The organism is Guptibacillus algicola (genome assembly GCF_020171805.1).
GTDB lineage: Bacteria > Bacillota > Bacilli > Bacillales > Guptibacillaceae > Guptibacillus > Guptibacillus algicola.
The window spans coordinates 192,947-215,227 of sequence record NZ_JAIVAF010000006.1 but is presented as its reverse complement, the minus strand read 5'-3'; the positions used below and the strand labels follow the sequence as shown (position 1 = coordinate 215,227).

At 39.4% G+C, this 22,281-nt stretch carries 25 protein-coding genes; 21 read left to right on the top strand and 4 right to left on the bottom strand.

The window, feature by feature from the left end:
- The first annotated feature begins 6 nt into the window (after positions 1-6).
- The 13 genes from queG (at position 7) to LCM09_RS18165 (ending at position 13,532) form a co-directional block, all read left to right on the top strand.
- On the top strand, positions 7-1,146 hold the full coding sequence (queG, locus tag LCM09_RS18225; protein WP_224884843.1) for a tRNA epoxyqueuosine(34) reductase QueG: 1,140 nt from the start codon (positions 7-9) through the stop codon (positions 1,144-1,146).
- Between the two features lie 67 nt (positions 1,147-1,213).
- Positions 1,214-1,753: a methylated-DNA--[protein]-cysteine S-methyltransferase gene (locus LCM09_RS18220; protein ID WP_224884842.1), complete on the top strand. Its 540-nt coding sequence runs from the start codon at positions 1,214-1,216 to the stop codon at positions 1,751-1,753.
- A gap of 136 nt (positions 1,754-1,889) precedes the next feature.
- Positions 1,890-2,786, top strand: coding sequence for an amidase domain-containing protein (locus LCM09_RS18215; protein WP_224884841.1), 897 nt, complete (start codon positions 1,890-1,892; stop codon positions 2,784-2,786).
- A gap of 65 nt (positions 2,787-2,851) precedes the next feature.
- Positions 2,852-3,325, top strand: coding sequence for a tRNA (uridine(34)/cytosine(34)/5-carboxymethylaminomethyluridine(34)-2'-O)-methyltransferase TrmL (gene trmL, locus LCM09_RS18210; protein ID WP_224884840.1), 474 nt, complete (start codon positions 2,852-2,854; stop codon positions 3,323-3,325).
- A gap of 303 nt (positions 3,326-3,628) precedes the next feature.
- Entirely contained in the window at positions 3,629-3,934 is a 306-nt protein-coding gene (locus tag LCM09_RS18205; protein WP_224884839.1) for an antibiotic biosynthesis monooxygenase family protein, read from the top strand.
- 153 nt (positions 3,935-4,087) lie between these two features.
- Positions 4,088-5,983 (top strand): PrkA family serine protein kinase, encoded by a 1,896-nt coding sequence (locus LCM09_RS18200; RefSeq protein ID WP_224884838.1) that lies wholly within the window; start codon positions 4,088-4,090, stop codon positions 5,981-5,983.
- A 159-nt stretch (positions 5,984-6,142) separates the two neighbouring features.
- A complete protein-coding gene (gene lepB, locus LCM09_RS18195) occupies positions 6,143-6,700 on the top strand; it encodes a signal peptidase I (protein WP_224884837.1) in 558 nt (185 codons plus the stop codon).
- 59 nt (positions 6,701-6,759) lie between these two features.
- Positions 6,760-6,924, top strand: coding sequence for a hypothetical protein (locus LCM09_RS18190; RefSeq protein ID WP_224884836.1), 165 nt, complete (start codon positions 6,760-6,762; stop codon positions 6,922-6,924).
- A 385-nt stretch (positions 6,925-7,309) separates the two neighbouring features.
- Positions 7,310-8,476 (top strand): sporulation protein YhbH, encoded by a 1,167-nt coding sequence (gene yhbH / locus LCM09_RS18185; RefSeq protein ID WP_224884835.1) that lies wholly within the window; start codon positions 7,310-7,312, stop codon positions 8,474-8,476.
- Positions 8,477-8,575: 99 nt separating this feature from the next.
- Positions 8,576-9,439 carry a ComEC/Rec2 family competence protein gene (locus LCM09_RS18180; protein ID WP_224884833.1) on the top strand — a complete coding sequence of 288 codons (864 nt, stop codon included), beginning with the start codon at positions 8,576-8,578 and terminating at the stop codon, positions 9,437-9,439.
- Positions 9,440-9,517: 78 nt separating this feature from the next.
- Complete coding sequence (locus tag LCM09_RS18175; RefSeq protein WP_224884831.1) at positions 9,518-9,955, top strand: CBS domain-containing protein; 438 nt, start codon at positions 9,518-9,520, stop codon at positions 9,953-9,955.
- A 118-nt stretch (positions 9,956-10,073) separates the two neighbouring features.
- Entirely contained in the window at positions 10,074-11,609 is a 1,536-nt protein-coding gene (locus LCM09_RS18170) for a bifunctional GNAT family N-acetyltransferase/carbon-nitrogen hydrolase family protein (RefSeq protein WP_224884829.1), read from the top strand.
- Between the two features lie 180 nt (positions 11,610-11,789).
- Positions 11,790-13,532, top strand: coding sequence for a phospho-sugar mutase (locus LCM09_RS18165; RefSeq protein WP_224884827.1), 1,743 nt, complete (start codon positions 11,790-11,792; stop codon positions 13,530-13,532).
- An 81-nt stretch (positions 13,533-13,613) separates the two neighbouring features.
- Here LCM09_RS18165 and LCM09_RS18160 read toward each other — a convergent pair whose 3' ends face one another.
- Positions 13,614-13,802: a hypothetical protein gene (locus LCM09_RS18160; RefSeq protein ID WP_224884825.1), complete on the bottom strand. Its 189-nt coding sequence runs from the start codon at positions 13,800-13,802 to the stop codon at positions 13,614-13,616.
- Positions 13,803-13,958: 156 nt separating this feature from the next.
- Between LCM09_RS18160 and LCM09_RS18155 the strand changes: the two genes are divergently transcribed.
- The 6 genes from LCM09_RS18155 (at position 13,959) to LCM09_RS18130 (ending at position 19,439) form a co-directional block, all read left to right on the top strand.
- Entirely contained in the window at positions 13,959-14,219 is a 261-nt protein-coding gene (locus tag LCM09_RS18155) for a metal-sensitive transcriptional regulator (protein ID WP_224884823.1), read from the top strand.
- A 50-nt stretch (positions 14,220-14,269) separates the two neighbouring features.
- Complete coding sequence (locus LCM09_RS18150; protein ID WP_224884821.1) at positions 14,270-14,896, top strand: hypothetical protein; 627 nt, start codon at positions 14,270-14,272, stop codon at positions 14,894-14,896.
- On the top strand, positions 14,893-15,450 hold the full coding sequence (locus LCM09_RS18145; RefSeq protein WP_224884819.1) for a redoxin domain-containing protein: 558 nt from the start codon (positions 14,893-14,895) through the stop codon (positions 15,448-15,450). The genes LCM09_RS18150 and LCM09_RS18145 overlap by 4 nt, the downstream gene beginning before the upstream one ends.
- 424 nt (positions 15,451-15,874) lie before the next feature.
- Positions 15,875-17,284, top strand: a complete 1,410-nt coding sequence (locus LCM09_RS18140; RefSeq protein ID WP_224884817.1) for a SpoVR family protein — start codon at positions 15,875-15,877, stop codon at positions 17,282-17,284.
- Positions 17,285-17,881 (top strand): DUF4257 domain-containing protein, encoded by a 597-nt coding sequence (locus LCM09_RS18135; RefSeq protein ID WP_489753193.1) that lies wholly within the window; start codon positions 17,285-17,287, stop codon positions 17,879-17,881. It abuts the gene before it with no gap.
- A gap of 205 nt (positions 17,882-18,086) precedes the next feature.
- Positions 18,087-19,439, top strand: a complete 1,353-nt coding sequence (locus LCM09_RS18130; RefSeq protein ID WP_224884813.1) for a TrkH family potassium uptake protein — start codon at positions 18,087-18,089, stop codon at positions 19,437-19,439.
- Positions 19,440-19,700: 261 nt separating this feature from the next.
- On the opposite strand, the gene LCM09_RS18125 is transcribed toward LCM09_RS18130, so the two are convergent.
- Entirely contained in the window at positions 19,701-19,841 is a 141-nt protein-coding gene (locus LCM09_RS18125) for a hypothetical protein (RefSeq protein WP_224884811.1), read from the bottom strand.
- Positions 19,842-19,983: 142 nt separating this feature from the next.
- Here LCM09_RS18125 and LCM09_RS18120 point away from each other — a divergent pair, with 142 nt between their 5' ends.
- Complete coding sequence (locus LCM09_RS18120) at positions 19,984-20,202, top strand: alpha/beta-type small acid-soluble spore protein (protein ID WP_224884809.1); 219 nt, start codon at positions 19,984-19,986, stop codon at positions 20,200-20,202.
- Positions 20,203-20,285: 83 nt separating this feature from the next.
- Complete coding sequence (locus LCM09_RS18115; protein ID WP_224884807.1) at positions 20,286-20,540, top strand: hypothetical protein; 255 nt, start codon at positions 20,286-20,288, stop codon at positions 20,538-20,540.
- A 31-nt stretch (positions 20,541-20,571) separates the two neighbouring features.
- Here the strand turns inward: LCM09_RS18115 and LCM09_RS18110 are convergent, their stop codons facing one another.
- Together LCM09_RS18110 and LCM09_RS18105 are read right to left on the bottom strand one after the other, a co-directional pair.
- Positions 20,572-21,228, bottom strand: a complete 657-nt coding sequence (locus LCM09_RS18110; protein WP_224884805.1) for an amino acid ABC transporter permease — start codon at positions 21,226-21,228, stop codon at positions 20,572-20,574.
- Entirely contained in the window at positions 21,221-22,009 is a 789-nt protein-coding gene (locus tag LCM09_RS18105) for a transporter substrate-binding domain-containing protein (protein WP_224884803.1), read from the bottom strand. The genes LCM09_RS18110 and LCM09_RS18105 overlap by 8 nt, the downstream gene beginning before the upstream one ends.
- Between the last annotated feature and the right edge of the window lie 272 nt (positions 22,010-22,281).

Genomic DNA, 22,281 nt, shown 5'->3' with positions numbered 1-22,281 from the left:
ATTACGATGACAAACGCCCAGTTAAAGGAAGAGGTCGTTGCATACAGTAAATCAATTGGAATAGATAAAATTGGTTTTGCTGCAGCTGATCCATTCAAATCGCTCAAGGAGCGTTTAAAGCAACAACAGCAGTTAGGGTATCAATCGGGTTTTGAAGAACCAGATCTTGAGAAACGGACAGAGCCTGAGTTACTGTTAAGTGGTGCGACTACCATTGTTTCAATCGCCATTGCCTATCCTTCAAAGTTGAAGGATAGCCCGAGAAGTAAGCGAGGAGAGCGTAGAGGTCTATTTTGCAGAGCTTCCTGGGGCGTAGACTATCATCATGTCCTACGAGAAAAACTCTCCCTTCTCGAATCATTTATCAAATCGAAAGTTCCAACTGCAGAGACTAGTTCGATGGTCGATACAGGAGAATTATCTGACAGAGCTGTTGCAGAGCGAGCCGGAATTGGCTTTAGTGGTAAGAATACAATGACGATAACGGAGGAGTTCGGTTCATGGGTTTATCTTGGGGAAATGATTACGAATGTGTTTCTAGAACCTGATGAACCGGTTGAGGAAGGATGCGGAGATTGCAATATATGCGTTGACGCTTGTCCTACAGGAGCTTTAGTTGAAGGTGGTCAGCTTAATGCTAGTAAGTGTATTGCTTTCTTAACCCAAACAAAAGGGTTTCTACCTGATCAATATCGAGCGAAACTTGGAAACCGACTGTATGGTTGTGACACATGTCAGCTCGTGTGTCCTAAGAATAAAGGCATTGACTTTCATAACCACCCTGAGCTTGAGCCGGATCCAGAAGTAGTTAAACCAAAGTTGATTCCACTTTTAACGATGAGTAATAGAGATTTTAAAGAAAAGTTTGGAAAAGCGGCTGGATCATGGAGAGGAAAGAAGCCAATTCAACGAAATGCAATCCTTGCCCTTGCTCATTATAAAGACGAAGCAGCTGTGGATACATTGATTGAATTGATGCAAAATGACCCAAGACCAGTGATTAGAGGGACGTCTGCCTGGGCTCTAGGGAAGATTGGGGGAACTAAGGCGTATGAAGCTCTAATTAAAGAGCAAATGAAAGAAAAAGACCAAGAAGCAGCACATGAGATTGAAAAAGGGCTGTCTATGCTCCAAAATAAGTCTTAATGCTGTTGGTCAAATAATATAATGTCTTGTAAGATAATGAAAAATGTTGAATAAAAGAAGGGATAGCATGGATAAACAAGTGATCAGTTATGGGGAGTTTCAATCACCGATTGGAACACTGACATTATTTGCAGGTTCTGAAGGGATCTATAGGCTTGATTTTGGATTTGCTGAAGATGTGCTACCCGCAGCTGAAGCATGGTTCAAGAAAAATCATGTGAAACCAGATTTCGTTATGAACTATGAAATCATTGACCCGATTATTGTTCAATTAGAAGAGTATTTCAATGGAAAGAGAAGGATGTTTGATCTTCAACTTTGTTTGATAGGAACACCTTTTCAGAAGAAAGTATGGAAGAGTCTTAATACTATTCCATACGGAGAAACACGCTCATATAAAGACGTTGCCGTAAATATTTCTGCTCCAAGAGCAGTCCGCGCGATCGGTTCTGCTAATAACCGTAATCCACTACCTATTATCATTCCATGTCATCGCGTCATTGGAAGTAATGGTGCTCTCGTTGGTTATGGTGGGGGCATGGATAAGAAAGAATATCTGTTGTCACTCGAACAGCAGAATGCACTTCACCCGGCAGTCTCCTCATAATCATTTACTAGCTCGGAGTTCATCATGAACTTCCGGGCTTTTTTAATTTTTCTTGAGCGTTCCTCTGTTGCTACAGAGCACAAAGAGGCATGTGTTACCATTCACGAACATAAAGTGCGAAGAGGGGGGAACGCAGATGGGGTGGGAAGAGCAGCTCAAGCCCTTTTGGGAAGAACAGGCTTCATACTTAATGAATGGCTCATCACGATCATTTAGAAGTAGCGGTAAACGTCCGGCTAACGAAGAAGAAGCTGTGACAAGATTTATTAAGAAATGTGATTCGAGAGAAGCAACTGTTGTGAGGGTGCTAAATAAAGGTGTGCTTCTTGGGAAAAAGAAACTTGCCAAAACACGTATATATGATTACTATCTCCATCAGCAATATGTGATCAAACAAGGAAAGAAGCTTTATCAAGAGGAGCGTTTTGAAAAAAGACTCGCTGAGTTAATCGATGGTGAGTTAATTCATGATCGTTCAGTCGAGTATGAAGGTGTACACTGTGATAATGCAACTCGAGCAGGTAGAGGAAGTGAAAGGCTAAAAGGCTCGTACTATGATCGATTATCTGCTGTTAAATATGCTGAGAGCTGGTGGGATGATTATAATCCTACTTATCCTATATTTGAAGGTGATTGTACGAATTATGTGTCACAATGCTTACATGCTGGAAAAGCGCCCATGAGAGGCTATCCTGATCGGACGAGAGGATGGTGGGTGAAGAAGAACAGCTGGAGCTATTCATGGTCTGTTGCTCATGCATTACGCTGGTACTTAAGTGGTTCAAAGAACGGCCTGAAAGCGAGAGAGGTTTATCAACCAGATGATTTAGTTCCAGGTGATGTGATTAGCTATGATTTTACAGGGGACGGAAATTGGCAGCATACAACAATTGTCGTAGATCAAGACGGGAAGGGACAGCCACTTGTGAATGGGCATAATACGAACTGTCGAATGCGCTATTGGGATTATGAAGACTCTACTGCATGGACACCCAATATCCAGTATAAATTTTTTCATATCGAAGATGATTAGCATATTCTTTCTCTACGTGGAAAACATGCTATAATAGATATGTTTTGAAGCGGAGGTGAATCATTATGTCTTTAAATATCGTTCTATTTCAGCCGGAGATTCCTGCAAATACAGGGAACATTGCTCGTACTTGTGCTGCTACGAATACAAGTCTTCATCTTATCCGTCCTTTAGGGTTTTCTACAGATGATAAGATGCTTAAACGTGCAGGTCTAGATTACTGGAAATATGCTGACGTTCATTATTACGATTCTCTAGAAGTATTCTTTAATCAGAATGAAGGTGGAGAATTTTATTATATTACGAAGTATGGTACGAATACTCATACTGACTTCGATTATTCGGATGTTAGTCAAAATACGTTCTTTGTTTTTGGAAGAGAAACAGACGGTTTGCCAGATGAGCTGATTGAGAATAACAAGGAGCGCTGTCTACGTTTGCCTATGACAGACCATGTGCGTGCCCTTAACCTTTCGAATACAGCGGCAATCATGGTGTATGAAGCACTTAGACAACAAGGCTATCCTAATATGAAATAAAAAAGAACGACCGTAGAGGTCGTTCTTTTTTATCGACTACCTTTTTTGGTTTTTTGAGGTCGATCATTGTAACCAGCCGTAAAGATAGCTGCTAGAAATGCAAGCATTACTACTAAGATACCCAGGAAACTCATGGTTTCATCCTCCTCAGGTAAAATTATGTCCAAGTCTATCTCTGATTATAAACGATAGAGAAGTTGTTGTGAATGTTTTGAGGGTAATTCTATAGCGAAGAATGTATGAGTTGGAAAATTTGCCACATTCATATACGATAGAAGGAGATGAAAAAGGAGGCTTTTATTTATGTATGTTGTGATGAACGAATTAAAAGTACCTGATGAACACAAGGATGTAATGAAAGAGCGTTTCGGTAAAAGTGCTGAAAGCATGAAGAAAGTTGAAGGGTGTCTTGAATTTCTATTTCTTGAACAGTCTTCTGAGAATGGAAAGTTGATCGTATTTACAAAATGGGAGAATGAAGAAGCTTACCAAAACTGGATTCATTCTGATTCCTTCAAAAATGCGCATAAGGAAAAGCGTGAATCTAAAGAGAAATCCCCAGCATCAGGGAATGAACTAAGCGAATTTACTGTTGTGTATCATACCTAAAAACCGGCTATGCCGGTTTTTTCGTTTGGAAAAGAAGTAGTGGTAAGGAGAAACAAGTAACCTTTTTTACGTAAGAAAGAAAACAGAATGTTATAGGACATCCCCGCATACCATGTATTAAATCCGATGAATCAAATTTGGAGGGGGCTCGTAATGGATATCTTACGTAAAATCCAGCAGCATCGAGACGAAGAGAGGCGGCTGAAGTGGGAAGGAACCTTTGGCGAGTACTTAGAAATAATCAGAGAGCGACCTGAAGTAGCGCAGTCAGCACATTCACGCGTTTATAATATGATAAAAGATGCAGGTATTAACGAGATTGACGGAAAGAAAAGCTATAATTTCTTCGCTGAAGAACTGTATGGTCTAGAGGAAGCAATCGAAAGATTAGTTGAAGAGTACTTCCATCCTGCTGCGAAACGTTTAGATGTTAGAAAGCGAATCTTGTTGCTAATGGGACCAGTAAGTGGAGGTAAATCGACACTTGTTACTATTCTAAAACGTGGTTTAGAGAAATACTCTCATGAAGATGCTGGAGCGGTATATGCAATCAAGGGTTGCCCAATGCATGAAGATCCGCTTCATCTAATCCCACATCATTTACGAGATGAATTCTATAAAGAGTATGGTGTTCGAATCGAAGGAAGTCTCTCGCCATTAAACCTCATGCGTCTAGAACAAGAATACGGTGGAAGAATTGAAGAAGTCATGATTGAGAGGATTTTCTTTAATGAAGACAAACGAACGGGAATTGGAACATTCAGCCCTTCGGATCCAAAGTCTCAGGATATTGCGGATTTAACAGGTAGCATTGATTTCTCCACAATCGCTGAATTTGGTTCTGAATCTGATCCAAGAGCATATCGATTCGATGGTGAATTGAATAAAGCTAACCGAGGTATGATGGAGTTTCAGGAAATGCTGAAGTGTGATGAGAAATTCTTATGGCATTTGCTTTCGTTAACTCAAGAAGGAAACTTCAAAGCTGGTCGTTTTGCTTTAATCTCAGCAGATGAATTAGTTGTGGCTCATACAAACGAAGCTGAGTATCGATCGTTCATCTCAAATAAGAAGAATGAAGCGCTTCATTCTCGTATTATCGTCATGCCAGTACCATATAACTTAAAGGTTAGTCAGGAAGAACGTATTTACGAGAAAATGATTCGAGAAAGTGATGTTGCTGACGTACACATCGCGCCACATGCCCTTCGAGTAGCAGCTATATTCTCTATCCTCACAAGGTTAAAGGACTCAAAACGTCAGGGAGTTGATCTTGTTAAGAAGATGCGCTTGTATGACGGTGAAATAGTTGAAGGCTTTAACCAGGTTGATGTGGATGAGATGCAGAAAGAACATTCTGATGAAGGCATGAGCGGTATTGATCCACGTTATGTTATTAATAGAATATCTTCTACGATTATCAGGAAAGAAGTACCTTCTATTAATGCACTTGACGTCCTTCGCTCCCTAAAAGACGGGCTGGATCAGCACGCATCCATTTCGAAAGAAGACAAAGAGCGGTATATGAACTTTATCTCAGTTGCCAGAAAAGAATACGATGAGATCGCTAAGAAAGAGGTTCAGAAGGCATTTGTGTATTCGTATGAAGAAAGTGCGAAGACGCTGATGGACAATTATTTAGATAATGTTGAAGCATATTGTAACAAGAATAAGCTTCGTGATCCTCTTACTGGTGAAGAAATGAGTCCAGATGATAAGCTGATGCGCTCTATTGAGGAACAGATTGGTATTTCTGAGAATGCGAAGAAAGCTTTCCGTGAAGAAATATTGATAAGAATCTCTGCTTATGCAAGGAAGGGCAAGAAATTTGATTACAATTCTCATGAGCGCTTAAGAGAAGCGATTCAGAAGAAGTTGTTTGCAGATCTTAAAGATGTTGTGAAGATCACGACGTCCTCTAAAACACCTAATGAAAATCAATTAAAGAAAATCAATGATGTAATTGCTCGCTTAATCGATGAGCATGGGTACAATTCCATCTCTGCAAATGAACTTTTACGCTATGTTGGAAGTTTATTGAATCGTTAATTGATAAAGAAAGCATGCCGCTCTGGTATGCTTTTTTTATTGATAAGAGTCTATTTTATAAAGAGATTGTATATCCTATATTGAAGAAAACCGAGTGCTTGTGCCTTTTTAGTATGAGTGATAGATTATACGTAAAGACGTATTGAAAAGAGGATTAACATGAAAAAGGAACGCAGTCCGCTTTGGGAGTGGCTAAAAGCATTTTCCATAGCCGTTGTCTTAGCGATTGTTATTCGTGAATTTATCATAACGAACTATGTTGTTCACGGAGAATCCATGATGCCTACAATCCAAGATGGGAACAGGCTGATTATTAATAAAATAGGCTATGAGGTTTCAGAACCAGATCGATTTGATCTCGTAGTGTTTCACGCTAACGAGAATGAAGACTATATAAAAAGAGTGATCGGACTTCCAGGTGATACGCTTGAGTATAAGGATGACCAACTTTATATAAATGGGAAGAAGATGAAAGAGCCGTATCTTACACATTTCAAAGGTGAAGTTTTTAACGGTAATTTGACTGAGAACTTCAAACTTGAAGATAAGACTGAAAAAGCTGTTGTTCCAGAAGGGTATTTGTTCTTGATGGGTGATAATAGGCGTCACAGCTACGATAGTAGACATATAGGTCTCGTCCCTATCGATCAAGTAGTGGGTAAAGTGAACCTTCGTTACTGGCCGATTGAACAATTTGATTTCTCTTTTAAGAAATGAATTTTCAGGTTCCAAAAAGTTGAAGCATGGGTATTGTCTTCCTAAGGAGGTAATTCATTGTGTCAGAACGAAAAGAAAAGCCCGAAAACAGTTCAATGGCAATGGATGAAAAAGAAATGAGAGAGCTTGGTAAAGAAATGGAAGAACTTGAAACAAATCAAGAACTAAAAGAAAACGGGCGACGCCCAGATCCTGTACAAAATGAAAAGAATAAGAAAAAGTAGAAAAGCTTCATCAAAGAATTACCAGACTGTCGGGATCATCCCGACAGTCTTATTTATTTACTGCAAGTGACGGATAAGTAGGCAGATAATTTAAATTTATTCGTACCAAGAATTTTTTTTGATTAGGCAAATGATGAAAAAAGAATAATCTGGATGAATTCTATATACAATCTATCAATACTTTTGCAAATAGTCGGTTCCGACCTTGATTTGTCAGAATTAATTGTCAATTATCGCTTGTATTTGCATAGGATAAAGTATACTACCTTTTAGTTTCAGGGAGTCAAAATTAGTACTCTGCTTTTGAACAATCACCATGAGCGATCATCGATCATTGAATAAATATCCGATAGAAATCTTATTTTTTTAAGGAGGGGAATATGGCATGAAAGACAGGAACACCAAAAACTTTGTTGTCTCTCAGGAGAATTGGTCCCTCCACCGAAAAGGCTATCAGGATCAAGTGCGACATTCCGAAAAGGTTCAAGATGCTATCAAAAATAACTTACCAGATCTTATTAGTGAGGAGAACATTATACTATCTAACGGTCGTGATGTAATTAAAATTCCAATTCGCTCTCTTGATGAATATAAAATTCGGTATAACTATGACAAATCAAAGCATGTTGGCCAAGGCGATGGAGATAGTCAGGTTGGGGATGTTGTAGCCCGTGATGGATCAGGTGAGAAAAAACCTGGTGGCGGTGCCGGTGAAGGAGCTGGAGATAAACCTGGTGATGATTATTACGAAGCAGAAGTATCTCTAATGGAGTTGCAAGAAATTCTCTTCAAAGAACTAGAGCTACCGAACCTTCGTGAAAAAGAGACAGCAGAAGTCGTGAAGAAAAAAGTTGAGTTTAATGATATTCGTAAAACAGGCTTGATGGGTAATATCGATAAGAAACGTACCATCTTATCTGCTTACAAACGAAATGCAATCGAAGGAAGACCTGGAATTGCACCGATATACCAAGATGACCTTCGCTTTAAAACGTGGAACGAAGAAGTGAAACGAGAATCAAAAGCTGTTGTACTCGCTATGATGGATACAAGTGGATCGATGGGGAAATGGGAAAAATATATGGCGAGAAGCTTTTTCTTCTGGATGTCACGTTTCTTGCGTTCCAAATACGAAACTGTGGAGATTGAGTTTATTGCTCACCATACCGAAGCGAAAGTCGTCTCTGAGGACGATTTTTTTTCAAAAGGTGAAAGTGGTGGAACCATTTGTTCTTCTGCATATCGTAAAGCTTTAGAACTGATTGAAGAAAAGTATTCACCAGCACGCTATAATATCTATCCATTCCATTTCTCAGACGGAGATAACCTTACATCTGATAACTCTCGCTGTGTGAAACTTGTTAACCAGATTATGAAAGTATCGAATATGTTTGGTTATGGAGAAGTAAATGCCTATAATCGCCACTCAACGTTGATGAGCGCGTATAAAAATATTCATGACCCAATGTTTAGGCACTATATCTTGAAAGAGAAGAAAGATGTGTATCACGCGATGAAAAGCTTCTTTAAGAAAGAAGAAATCCATTCCTAATGGTTCCCCTCTTAGAGGGGGCTATTTTTTTGTTTTGTAAGCATGAAAAGACAATGAAGCTTCATACTAAAATTAACAAATGAAAATGGAGGATTGCTTATGAAGAAAGCTTCCATAGCATTTTTTTCCTTCATCCTTATCCTATTCCAACCTTCAATTGTGGTTCATGCTGAAGTAAAAGGTGCAGAGCTTCATTTTATTGATGTGGGACAAGCTGATAGTATTCTTGTACTTCAAGGGAATAAAGCGATGCTTATTGATGCAGGAGATAATAAGGATGGGGAAAAAGTTTCAAGCTATCTAAAAAGCCTCGGTGTTAAACGGCTAGATTATCTCATTGCGACGCATCCCCATCATGACCATATTGGGGGGATGGATAAAGTCGTAAATGAGTTCGATGTAGGAAAAATCATGATGCCAGATGTTTCCTATCCTACTCGTCATTATCGATCTTTAATAAAAGCTATCAAAAAGAAAGAAATCCCTATAACCATCGCTGAGAGTGGAAAGAAAGCCAGATTTGGAAAAGAAATCACGCTTCGTTTTTTATCACCAATACGACATGCTGAGTACGAGGACTTTAATGATTACAGTGCAGTTGTTCAATTGAAGCATCGAAATAATACGTTTCTACTTATGGGAGATGCTGGGAAGCAGGCTGAACAGGAAATTCTTACAGAGATGAAGAAAGGTTTGTCCTCCGATGTAATAAAAATTGGACACCATGGTGCTGATTCTGCATCAAATAAACTCTTTATTAATGCTGTTGCTCCAAAAGCGGCTGTTATCTCTGTAGGAAAAAATAATCCCTATCAATATCCTGACAAATCAGTATTGAAAACATTAAGCACATTGAAGGTCCCAATATTCAGAACTGATCAGCTTGGCACGATCATCGTAAAGAGCGATGGCGACAAGATCGTTTTTCATACAAATGCAGCAAAGCAAAAAAAGGAAAAATAATTTACTCGAAAAGCGTTCACACTACTCTTTGTAAGACCTTGTTTTTTTTTCAGTCTTCACCATTTCTAATCGGGAGGAATGTTTGTGCATAATAATCTGCAAGGCGTCATGTCCAGAAATGTCGTATCTGTTACACCAGAACAATCCGTTCAGGAAGCAGCCGCATTGATGACTCAGCATAATATCGGTGCCCTTCCAGTAATGAAGAATGGTCAATTGTGTGGGATTATTACTGATAGAGATATCACGACGCGCTCAACTGCTAGCGGAGCTGCTGCTACTTCACAGGTTGGTCAATGTATGTCTAACAATTGTGTGTCGGCAACTCCAAACATGACAGCAGATGAAGCAGCAGCATTAATGGCACAAAATCAAGTCCGTCGACTACCAGTGGTAGAAAACAATCAGGTAGTCGGAATGGTTTCGCTTGGGGATTTCGCTACGAAAACACCAGATCAGCAGGAAGCTGGGCCAGCATTATCCAGCATTTCTCAAAACGGTACAACTCAAGCGTAAAGGCAAAGAGGCTGACACATGTCAGCCTCTTCTTATTCTGAAAAAGATTACCTCTATGATAAAATGATTGTATATTTGGGTACATAGTAAGATAGTCAGTTAAGTGGAGGTAGATAGGATGTCTGAATTAGATGTTTCCAAATTCGAAAAGAAAATGGAACTTAGAGGAATAACAAAACAAGATATCGATGAAATCCTAGCTTTACAGGACGTTTGTTTCAAAGGGATGGACCCATGGAAGAGAGAACACTTAGAAAGCCATCTAGAGATATTTCCTGAAGGTCAATTCTGTGTTGAGTATGAAGGGAAGATCATAGGGACTTGCTCAAGTTTGATGGTGAACTTTGATGAGTATGATGACCAACATACATGGGATGACATTACTGACGAAGGTTATATTACAAACCATAATCCCGATGGTTATAATTTATATGGCATAGAGGTAATGGTTCATCCAGATTATAGACGTATGAAAATCGGTAAGCGTCTTTACGATGCGAGGAAAGATCTAGCTCGAGAATTAAATGTGAAGAGTATTATCATCGGTGGACGCATTCCAAATTACCATAAATACGCTGATAAGATGAAACCAACAGAATATGTTGAAGAAGTTAAATTCCAAAATATTTATGATCCTGTGCTCACATTTCAATTAATGAATGGGTTTAACGTGATGCGTATCAACCCAAATTACTTGCCTGATGATAAAGCTTCTAGAAGGTATGCTACATTGATGGAATGGAATAACGTCGAGTACAAAGCAAAAACGAGAAGACATTTCCGGTCGTCTTTCCCAGTTCGAATTTGTGCGATTCAATACGCCATGAAGAAGATCACGTCATTTGAAGAGTTTGCAAATCAAGTAGAGTACTACGTAGATGTAGCGGCTGATTTTGGATCTGATTTCGCTGTGTTTCCTGAAATCTTCACTACTCAGCTCATGTCATTTATGGATGAAGATATTCCGAGTAAGGCTGTAAGGCGGTTAACGGATTATACTGAACCATACATCGAACTATTTACGGACCTTGCAGTTAAGTATAACGTAAATATAATCGGTGGTTCTCATTTTGTACTAGAAGATGACAAGATTTATAATATCGCATATCTTTTCAGAAGAGATGGGACGATTGAGAAGCAATATAAAATACACGTTACGCCAAACGAGCGACGCTGGTGGGGGATCCATGGTTCTGATGGAATCGAAGTATTCGATACGGATTGTGGGAAGATAGCGATCCAGATATGCTATGACATCGAATTCCCAGAGCTAGGTCGTATTGCGACTGACAAAGGTGCAAATATCATCTTTACACCTTTCTGTACGGACGACCGTCAAGGTTACTTGAGAGTACGCTATTGTGCTCAGGCGAGAGCGGTAGAAAATCAAATCTATACCGTAATTGCTGGAACAATCGGAAACCTCTCACAAGTTGAGAATATGGATGTTCAATATGCACAATCTGGCATCTTTACACCTTCTGATTTTGCATTTTCAAGAGATGGTATCGTTGGAGAATGTCATCCTAACATCGAAACTGTGGTGGTAGGGGATGTTGACCTTGAAATATTAAGAAGGCAACGACAATCAGGAACGGTCCGCCAATTACGAGATAGAAGGAAAGACCTCTATGAAATTCACTATAAGAAGTAAGCCATCGCGGCTTTCTTCTTTTTTTTGAGGACCTTTCATATTTATATTGGAATTCACTGGAATTCGTATTAAGATTAGCACTAAGAGCGTTGAATTCTTCTTAGGGATAGAAGGAATTTAGCTCTAAACATAGAAGACAAATATATGCAAAAGAAGCTAGACACAACACAGGAGGCAGAAATGAACTGGAAAAACGAATACAAACGATGGACAGCAGCAACTGAACTTGATGAGGAATTAAAACGCGACCTTACAATGCTTGAAGGTGATGAGAAATCACTTGAAGATGCATTTTATAAGAACCTAGAGTTCGGTACAGGTGGAATGCGTGGAGAAATCGGTCCCGGTGTTAACAGAATGAATATTTACACTGTAAGGAAAGCTTCAGAAGGTCTCGCACAATACATAATTGCAAACGGCGAGGATGCAAAGAAGCGAGGGGTAGCGATCGCTTACGATTCTCGTCATAAGTCTCCAGAGTTTGCTATGGAATCTGCAAAGGCATTAGCTAGCCATGGTATTCAAACGTATGTGTTCGAAGAGCTAAGGCCTACACCAGAGCTTTCATTCGCTGTAAGGCAATTGAATGCTTACGCAGGAATCGTTATTACAGCAAGTCATAATCCTCCTGAGTATAATGGTTACAAAGTATATGGAGATGACGGTGGCCAATTACCTCCTAAAGTAGCTGAAAAAGTAATCTCTTACGTTAACGGTGTGGAGAACGAGTTAGAAGTTCGTGTCTCTTCTGAAGAAGAGCTGAAAAGCCAGGGGCTTATCAAGATGATTGGTTCTGAAATCGACCATCAATATATCGATAAGTTGAAGACGCTTCGCGTTAATAAACCTCTTCTAGAACAGATGGGAGATCAATTAAAGATTGTATTTACACCGCTTCACGGAACGGCTAACCACCCTGTTCGAGAGGGACTAAAAGCTTATGGATTTAAGCAGGTGACAGTTGTAGAAGAGCAAGAACTTCCTGACCCAAACTTCTCTACAGTTTCATCACCAAATCCTGAAGAGCATGCTGCATTTGAGCTTGCCATAAAATACGGCGAGAAAGAAGATGCTGATGTTTTACTTGCTACGGACCCAGATGCAGACCGAGTTGGGGTGGCAGTTAAAAATAAAGAAGGTCACTATGTTGTTCTTACAGGAAATCAAACTGGTGCACTCCTATTAGATTACATTATCACTCAGATGAAGGAAAAAGGTGAACTTCCTGAGAATGGTGCAGTACTTAAAACAATCGTAACTTCTGAAATTGGTCGCAGAATTGCAGAAGATAATGGCCTAACATCCTACGACACTCTTACTGGCTTTAAATTTATTGGTGAGAGAATTAAAGAATTCGAAACAACTGGACAGCACACATTCTTGTTTGGATATGAAGAAAGCTACGGCTATTTGATCGGAGATTTCGTTCGTGATAAAGATGCTGTACAAGCATGTCTAGTTGCTGCTGAAGTAGCAGCATATTACAAATCAAAGGGTATGACGTTATACGAAGGATTATTAGAAGTCTTTGAACAGTACGGTTACTATCAAGAAGGACTTGAATCGCTAACGTTGAAAGGTAAGGAAGGCGCGGAGAAAATTGAATCACTCCTTTCACAATTCCGCGAAGAACCACCTATAGAAGCAGCAGAATTAAGAGTTTCGATCGTAGAAGATTATCAAACGAGTACTCGAACATACATGAAAGATAACCAAACCGAAACAATTGAATTACCGAAGTCAAACGTGTTGAAATATAAGCTTGAAGACGGGTCATGGTTCTGTTTACGCCCATCAGGAACTGAACCAAAAGTTAAGTTTTATTTTGGGGTTAATAGTACAAGCCTTGAAGATAGTGAGAAGAAGCTTGCGAGTCTAAGGGCTTCTGTTATGTCCAAAGTGAACGAACGCTTAGAAGTATAAAAAAACCAGGACTAGATTAGTCCTGGTTTTCCATTTCATCTGAATAGCAAAAGAAAACCGGCTTTAATAGCCGGTTTTCTATTATTGATGAAGGTGTTGTTTGTTTAGTTGTGCTTCGTATTCAGCTTTGTTCATTCGAATGAGCTTGAATACTTTATCTTTCGTGTCATTATCCAATTTCTCCAGAATCTTACCTGCTTTGTACTCATTTGAAGTAACGATCTTTCTGTAAATTTTAGATAATCGTTTATCATCTTCGGATAACTCCAAAAGGTCCTGCCTCCTTTTAATTAAATAACCCTTTTTCCTATCCTTAAATTAAGATTTATTTTACAATATATGAAGAGAAGGCGCAAGTGTTTAATCTTTTATTAAAAAGTATAAGCTTTAATAATATATTATTAGAAATCGAAAGGGGTTCCGAGTATGGAATATACAAACGAGATGAAAAATCGTCTTAAGCGTGTTGAAGGCCAGATTCGCGGAGTATTACGCATGTTGGAGGAAGAACAAGATTGTAAAGATGTTATCACTCAACTATCTGCTAGCAGAACTGCAATCGATCGTACGATTGGTCTTATTGTAGGTTCAAACCTCGAGGAGTGTATTAGAATGCAACTCGATAAAGGTGAGTCTACTGAAGAAGTCGTGAAAGAAGCTGTGAATCTTCTTGTGAAAAGCCGTTAATCTTATAGATCTTATTACAATTTTCAGTACGCTAAGGAGCTAGATTCTCAGTGCAAATAGGAAAAGTTACTATTTCGGAACAACTCGTTTTGACGGGAATAAGCATTGCGATTGCACTACTTATTATTTATCTGGTTGGTAAGTTTTTGAGGTTATCAACCAATGCCGCTGATTTAGCTTTTGAAGCAGTCGTTGCATTTATTCTTTTTTGGAAAGTTAGTCTCCTCATATTGAGTCCGCTGCTAGTTTTCAACTCTCCGCTATCACTGTTGTATTTCACAGGTGGTCATAATGGCTTTATTATCGCTCTTCTTTTTACTATGATCTATATCCATTGGAAGCTTACCAACTACCAAAATCACAAGAGTCACATCTTTCTACTTAGTGTTGGACTAGTAATGGGAACGATTTGTTATGAGGTATTTCAGTTAGCTGATGGAGGATCATGGGCGTCCGTGTTTTTGTTACTAGCGATGCTTCTTTTATTGATATATTGGAAATCATATGATTGGCGGTTCCTCGATATTCTGTTGTGGGGCAGTATCTTGTCGTTCATTATCGGTATGATGGAGCAAGAATATATACTGGAAACGTCAAAACTACAATGGCTGTATCTATTTGTAGCGATCTACACTGTATGGATTCAATATGGTGTCTATAGGAGGAGAAGTAGATGAAGCGTTTGATTCCAGGAATAGTCGTTGTATCCTGCTTAGCTATTTACGCGGTGCTATCGATCTTCACAAACGGTCCAGTTGCGAAACCCCAAAATGAAGCTAGCCAAGAGGTGTCTGGTCAAGTTGAGGAAGGCATTCAAAATGGAAACCTCGCACCGGATTTTTCGTTAGAAACTCTCTCAGGTGAAAAAGTGAACCTTTCGGATTATAGAGGTAAAGTTGTATTTTTAAACTTCTGGGCTACATGGTGCCCTCCTTGTAAGGCTGAAATGCCTCATATGCAAAGTTTCTATGACGAACATTCTGATCAAGCAGAGATTTTAGCAGTCAATATTACTTCGGATGATTCAGTTGGAGCTGTTGAAGATTTCAGAAAGCAATATAATATCACCTTTCCTATCCTTTTAGATGTTGAGGGAGAACAATCAGAAAAATTTGCAACAATTACCATTCCAACCACCTATGTCATTGATGAAAATGGTATAATTAAACAAAGATTGGTTGGACCGATGAGTGAAGACGGAATGAAAGAGCTGGTATCCTCAGTAAAATAGGTACCAGCTTATTCATAACTTTATCGTTCGTTGAATCGTTCGTTTTATGGAATGGTATTTACATGCTTTGAAAAAAGGGAGGGGATCGGGTGACAAGTTTACTTTATGGAATTATGTTTTTTATTATGCTGGGGTTTGTGCAGTACAGTTGGTTCTATGAACCCACGCATGGACCATTTATAGAATTTAGCTCAACAAGGTCCTATGTCGTTACATCGGTTGTTTTAGGTTTACTTGTTGGCTATCTTGTAACATCTGGTCTCACCTAAGCGACAGTTGAATATAACAAAAAGCGAAAAGCTGCTGGATAGCCAGCTGCTTTTTTGTGTTTTCCTTTTCTTAGTCTATCATTTCCTCGCCTCTACTCATGAACTTGTTTGTCCTAACATACATATTAATAAGCAATATTTTAGGAGGGAAGGAAATGAGCGCAGAGAAAGAGATTTTTAATGCTATCGAAGAAATTACTGAAATAGCCAAGGGGTTCGGTCTTGATTTCTATCCAATGCGTTATGAAATCTGCCCTGCAGATATTATTTATACGTTCGGGGCATATGGTATGCCGACAAGGTTTTCACACTGGAGTTTTGGGAAACAATTTCACAAAATGAAGCTGCAGTATGATTTAGGATTAAGCAAAATTTATGAGTTAGTTATTAACTCAGATCCTTGTTATGCTTTTTTGTTAGATACAAACACCCTTATTCAAAATAAGTTGATTATTGCTCACGTTCTTGCTCACTGTGACTTCTTTAAAAACAACATTAGATTCTCTAATACTCGACGCGATATGGTTGAAAGCATGACTGCCACTGCAGAGCGAATCGCTAATTATGAACATCAGTATGGAAAAGAGGAAGTGGAGAATTTCCTTGATGCAGTGCTTTCTATCCAAGAGCACATCGATCCTTCGATTATGCGTCCGAAATTATCATATAATCTTAATGATGAAGAGGAAGATGTACACGTTGCAAGAGATGATTCGCCATATAACGATCTCTGGTCATTAGATGACAACGAAACAAAGGACGAGCCGCGTCCAAAACAAAGAAAAAAGTTTCCTCCTCACCCCGAAAAGGATTTACTATTATTCATTCAAGAGTACAGTAATGAGCTCGAGGATTGGCAACGAGACATTATGACGATGATGAGAGAAGAAATGCTGTATTTCTGGCCACAGCTTGAAACGAAAATCATGAATGAAGGTTGGGCGAGTTATTGGCATCAGCGCATTTTGCGTGAAATGGATTTAACTACAGAAGAATCCATTGAATTTGCTTCTTTAAATGCGAATGTTGTTCAGCCTTCTAGAACACGAATCAATCCATATTATTTAGGGTTGAAAATTTTTGAAAATATTGAAGAAGTGCATGATAATCCGACTGAAGAGATGATTCGAAGAGGCGTAAATCCTGGAAGTGGAAGAGAGAAGATGTTTGAAGTTCGAGAAGTAGAGGCAGACATTTCGTTTATCAGGAATTACTTGACCAAAGATTTGGTCCATAGAGAAGACTTATACTTGTTCCAGAAGAAGGGCCGAGATTATAAAATTGTTGATAAGGAATGGGAAATGATCCGTGATCAGCTTGTGACGATGAGGGTTAACGGTGGATTTCCATACTTAACAGTTGTCGATGGTGATTATATGAGAGCTGGAGAAATGTATGTGAAGCATTCCTTTGAAGATACTGAACTTGATCTTCAATATTTGGAACGCGTTCTTCCGTATATTCATCAAGTATGGGGACGTCCAGTTCACATGGAAACTATGGTAGAAGAAAAAGAAGTTGTATTCTCATATGACGGAAAGAAGATGCACCGCAGGTATTTATAGATGGCAGGTGATATTTCCTTAGGAACACATTTTCCAGACTTTTGGACTTATGTCTTGTTCGTGGTGTCTGCGGGTGTGTTAGGAGGAATAGGAAATATACTGCTGTCCGGTGAATTCAGGTTGTGGCGTAAGGTGAAAAGCGAAGATCATAAGGGCGTTTACTATAGTATCGGTTCCTTAAAAGAGCCATTGATAGGGGGGATCGGTGCTCTATTGGTTACCCTTATGTTCTTTGAAACGTATAAGAATGTAGAAAATGTCTTATACATTTCGATTCTTACTGGGTTTGGAAGTAGTGCTTTTCTAAAACGGTACATCGATAGTAAGATCGATTTAATTCAGCAACAAAGTACAGCCCTTCTACAAATGGAAAACTTACAGTACTTTAATGAAGAGAGCGAGAGTACAGAAGAAACAGCGGTTAAAGGAGTGATGACTACGAATGGACCGCTGCCGGTTTACTTAACAAAAGATGAAATGCAGCGGTTGTTAGCGCTCCAGTCGAGGCTGGGTGACGCAATCAGCCATAAAGAAGCAAAGGTCTATCAATTTGAAATGAAAGCATTAATAAATAGAGGAAAACAGCGTGCATTTTAGAATAAAGGGGATAGGGCCGTATCGTTACGGTCCTTTTTATGTTGTTTTGAACACATCCCTATGGATATGCTTGAAGAGCAAAAAGGGTATAAGGAATAGAACGAGTAAAGAATCTCAATAATGAGGATAGATGTGTAAGACGTTGACAGATAATTCATTTGGTTTATGATAGGGAATGTAATTATATGAAAAGGCTGTGGGTGCTTTGTTAAGATCTCGATTTAGACGCATTCGATTAACATCAGTACAATTAATCGTATTGTTTTATTTACTAGCAGTGACTATATCCACGATATTGATAAGTTTGCCCGTCGCTCATCAGCCAGGGAAAGAACTTTCTTTTATTGATGCGCTATTTACAGCTGTAAGTGCTGTTAGCGTAACCGGTCTTACGGTTGTCACTACAGCCGATACGTTTAGTGTTCCTGGCATCATCATCATTGCATTTGTTCTACAAATCGGTGGAATAGGTATTATGACTCTTGGGACATTCGTATGGCTTGTAATGGGTAAGAAGATTGGTTTAAAAGAGAGGCAGCTTATTATGACCGATCAAAACCAATCGACGTTATCGGGGCTAGTACAGTTGATGAAGCAAATATTAGCATTGATTTTTATTATTGAATTAGTTGGAGCTGTAGTGCTAGGGACGTATTATCTCCGTTTCTTTGAAACATGGCAAGAGGCGTATTTGCAAGGGTTCTTTGCCTCAGTTAGTGCAACGACTAACGGCGGATTCGATATTACTGGTAAATCTCTACAACCCTTTGCAAAGGATTATTTTGTTCAATTTATTCATATTCTCTTAATCGTTACAGGGGCGATTGGATTTCCTGTCTTAATCGAGGTTAAGAATTTCTTGTTTTCTAGGCAAAATACTTATCGTTATAAATTCTCATTGTTCACAAAGCTAACAACTATGACGTTTTTCGTACTCGTAGTTGTAGGGGCAATTATGATCTGGGCTTTTGAGGCTACTACATTCTTTGCTGACAAGTCGTGGCATGAATCATTCTTCTATGCGATGTTTCAATCTGTAACGACTCGAAGTGGTGGATTATCTACGATGGATGTGAACGAGTTTCAAGAACCAACTCAATTATTAATGTCAGCCCTCATGTTTATCGGAGCCTCACCAAGTAGTGTGGGTGGTGGTGTGCGTACCACAACATTTGCAATTGTTCTTATCGCTATTTTCTTCTTTGCAAAAGGTGGAAGTTCAATTAAAGTATTTGGGCGCGAGCTGCACCCAGAGGATGTCCATAAAGCATTTGTCGTATTTGCAGTTGCTGTTATGGTTTGGAGCACTGGAATCGTTATGCTTTCGTTCTCAGAACCTTATCCGCTTGTGGCTATCATATTTGAGGTTTCATCTGCCTTCGGGACTACCGGTCTATCGATGGGGATAACGCCTGGGTTAAGTACGTTCGGTAAAATAGTTACGATATGCTTAATGTTTATTGGGCGTATTGGAATATTATCATTTCTATTTCTACTCAGGGGTACGGTATTGAGAGAACGATATCACTATCCAACAGAAAGAGTTATTATTGGTTAAAAAGTGCGAGGGATTTCTCTCGTGCTTTTTTTAGTCTTTAAAAAGAACGTGTTCATGAGAAAGCGCTCCAGCGCTTGTTGGGTCTAAACGGTCACTTCGCTTTTCTATGTCTAGCTGCGTGGGCCAAATCCTCCGGCTGTTTCACCCTTTCGGATGAGACAAAAAGCGTCTCACCCTCAAGGGTTCCAACATCCTACGGATTTAAACGGGCCCACTCCGCTTTTCATATGTCCAGCTGCGACTCGCAGAAACTGCGATATTTCACTCTTTCAACAGAACACAAAAAGCGTGTTCTATTTCAAGAGTTCCAATATCTCCGTTTCTAAACGCTCGTCTCCGCTTTTCATGGTGTCCAGCTGCAGTGACCAGGTCCTCGATCGCTTCACCCTTCACTCTGAACACAAAAAGCGTGTTCAAAGTGAAGGGTTCCAGCGCTTTTCGGACCTAAACGGTCACTTCCGCTTTTCATGAAACATTTACCAAAAAAATATGGTATATAAAAAATCAGATTTCACAAACTAGTTGTACAAAGGAGGTGATTGACATGGCTCAACAACAACAAGCAAGACAAGGAAGCTCAAACAACCTTGTAGTACCTGGTGTAGCTCAAGCTATCGACCAGATGAAGTATGAAATCGCTTCTGAATTTGGAGTGCAACTTGGTCCAGATTCTACTTCTCGCGCTAACGGTTCAGTTGGTGGAGAAATCACTAAGCGTCTAGTTCAGATGGCTGAACAACAACTTGGTGGATACCAAAAATAATTGTATACCATGGCTGTGAAGGGGTGGACGAGTCCATCCCTTCTTTTGATTACTACATATGAAACCTTAAGAGGAGTGATCAAATGGCTTTCGAGTGTCCTCTTTGTAATAGTTATACCGCCATTCAACTGGCTTGTTCAACATGTGGTACAAACCTGTTAGATCAGGGAAGAGAAGCGGATTATTATGACGATTATAGTCCGTATGAATCGATTGAGTCTGTGAGGATGGCAGATGGCTATTCTGTTGATGCCAAAGAGCATGAATGTCCTCATGTTTTAGCATGTCCATCTTGTATGAAGTCTGATGTGTACTTAATAGAGGAATGGATGATATAAGAAAAGGAGCTGTCGTTGATGACAGCTCCTTTTAAGATGGGATCGATAGACGCTTTTCAAGAAAGCCTTGTATGATATTGAGTACAGTTGTAAAGAGCCAATAAATACATGCAGCTGTTAGCATGATTGGTAACACTTCATAACTTGATGCTGCTATCTGATCAGAGTTATACGTAAGTTCTGATATTGTGATAACAGAGGCAAGGGAAGACGCCTTTACAATGTCGATCAATGAGTTCCAGACAGGAGGTATGGCTCTTCTCCAAGCCTGTGGAATAATGATTTCTTTGTAGATTAATGATTTGTTCATTCCAAGTGACATTGCTGCTTCCCATTGTCCTTTAGATAGCGATAGTATAGCCGCACGCAATGATTCAGAGATATAAGCACCAAAGTGTAAGATAAGTCCAGTATAAGCTGCCTGCCAGGCTGTGAGCTGAATATCGACAGACACTAGCCCGAAATATAAAATAAATAATTGGATAAGTAGGGGCGTGCCTCTAAAGAATGATACATATAGTTTTGCAAAACCGATTGCGATTTTTATTTTTGAAATTCGAAGTAGTGCGATGATGAGCCCTACGATTAGTGCACCAAAGATGGAAAAGAAGCTTAAAAGCAGGGTGTTCTTTGCCCCTTCTAAAAGAAAGGGCAAAGCATCCCACAATACCTTACCTATTTCACTCACTTACGTTCTCTCCGTCAAAATATTTTGCTGATAAATCTTCAAGTGTTCCATCTTCTTTCATTTCGTTCAGAGCGTCATTAATTTTGTTAACTAAGTCTTCTTTTCCTTGTGGTAATGCAAAGGCCATTTCAGTTTTATTAAATGGTTCGCCTACACCTTTCACATTGAAATCGGTCTTTGGAAGTTCTGTGAGGATAAATAGACGATCATTCATCGCTGCATCGATTCCGCGTTGATTGCTTAAGTCAGTCAATGCTTGATTGGCACCTTTGTAGATCTTCGTTTCTGCTCCAGCATCTTTGGCAGCTTGTTCATAGTTACTCCCTTGCGTTGTAGCAACCGTTTTGCCTTCTAGGTCATCGATACTCTTGATATCATCGTTATCTTCATGAACGATTACCTGACCACCTGAGATTGTATATGGGTTAGTAAAGGCAAATTTCTCTTTACGATCGTCAGTAATCGTTACCTGGTTCGCGACCATATCGATACGTTCTGTTTCAAGAGAAGAAAGGAGACCTTTCCATTCGATCGCTTTGAATTCTGCTTCCATGCCGATGCGTTTCGCAACCTCACGTGCCACTTCTACATCGTATCCAGTGATTTCATTGTCATCATTACGGTAGCTGAAGGGTGGGTAAGTAGCTTCTGTACCGATTAACAGCGTTTCTTTTGAATCCCCATCTTCGGACGTTTCTGTATTCTCGTTATTTGCACCGCATGCAGCGAGTACACCTAGAGTTAAAATAAAAACAATACCTAATATCCTATTCTTCTTCAAACTAATTCCTCCTTAATCCCAACAAAGTTGATATGAATTACAGGTTTAATTTTAGTGAGCATTTGCTCTAAAGTCAATCATGAACCATTATTGACTTTCCACGATGAGTTCATGCAGGTTATGGAAAACAAAAAAAACACCCTAAAAAGGGTGTCAGTTTGTAGAGAAACTTGATTAATGTGTTCCCTATGCCGTAGGAGTTTGAATACCACTTGCTTTCCTGTGGACGAACGCCTGAGCCTCCTCGCGGACAAAAAGCCGTCCACTCCGAG

Excerpts from the sequence above, each read along its gene's own strand:
- LCM09_RS18120 (WP_224884809.1), top strand. The coding sequence starts at position 19,984 with ATGGCTCAACAACAACAAGCAAGACAAGGAAGCTCAAACAACCTTGTA.
- queG (WP_224884843.1), top strand. The coding sequence starts at position 7 with ATGACAAACGCCCAGTTAAAGGAAGAGGTCGTTGCATACAGTAAATCA.
- LCM09_RS18215 (WP_224884841.1), top strand. The coding sequence starts at position 1,890 with ATGGGGTGGGAAGAGCAGCTCAAGCCCTTTTGGGAAGAACAGGCTTCA.
- LCM09_RS18155 (WP_224884823.1), top strand. The coding sequence starts at position 13,959 with ATGGAATATACAAACGAGATGAAAAATCGTCTTAAGCGTGTTGAAGGC.
- LCM09_RS18220 (WP_224884842.1), top strand. The coding sequence starts at position 1,214 with ATGGATAAACAAGTGATCAGTTATGGGGAGTTTCAATCACCGATTGGA.
- lepB (WP_224884837.1), top strand. The coding sequence starts at position 6,143 with ATGAAAAAGGAACGCAGTCCGCTTTGGGAGTGGCTAAAAGCATTTTCC.
- LCM09_RS18180 (WP_224884833.1), top strand. The coding sequence starts at position 8,576 with ATGAAGAAAGCTTCCATAGCATTTTTTTCCTTCATCCTTATCCTATTC.
- LCM09_RS18145 (WP_224884819.1), top strand. The coding sequence starts at position 14,893 with ATGAAGCGTTTGATTCCAGGAATAGTCGTTGTATCCTGCTTAGCTATT.
- LCM09_RS18135 (WP_489753193.1), top strand. The coding sequence starts at position 17,285 with ATGGCAGGTGATATTTCCTTAGGAACACATTTTCCAGACTTTTGGACT.
- LCM09_RS18200 (WP_224884838.1), top strand. The coding sequence starts at position 4,088 with ATGGATATCTTACGTAAAATCCAGCAGCATCGAGACGAAGAGAGGCGG.
- LCM09_RS18165 (WP_224884827.1), top strand. The coding sequence starts at position 11,790 with ATGAACTGGAAAAACGAATACAAACGATGGACAGCAGCAACTGAACTT.
- LCM09_RS18115 (WP_224884807.1), top strand. The coding sequence starts at position 20,286 with ATGGCTTTCGAGTGTCCTCTTTGTAATAGTTATACCGCCATTCAACTG.
- LCM09_RS18175 (WP_224884831.1), top strand. The coding sequence starts at position 9,518 with ATGTTTGTGCATAATAATCTGCAAGGCGTCATGTCCAGAAATGTCGTA.
- LCM09_RS18140 (WP_224884817.1), top strand. The coding sequence starts at position 15,875 with ATGAGCGCAGAGAAAGAGATTTTTAATGCTATCGAAGAAATTACTGAA.
- LCM09_RS18170 (WP_224884829.1), top strand. The coding sequence starts at position 10,074 with ATGTCTGAATTAGATGTTTCCAAATTCGAAAAGAAAATGGAACTTAGA.
- trmL (WP_224884840.1), top strand. The coding sequence starts at position 2,852 with ATGTCTTTAAATATCGTTCTATTTCAGCCGGAGATTCCTGCAAATACA.
- LCM09_RS18205 (WP_224884839.1), top strand. The coding sequence starts at position 3,629 with ATGTATGTTGTGATGAACGAATTAAAAGTACCTGATGAACACAAGGAT.
- yhbH (WP_224884835.1), top strand. The coding sequence starts at position 7,310 with ATGAAAGACAGGAACACCAAAAACTTTGTTGTCTCTCAGGAGAATTGG.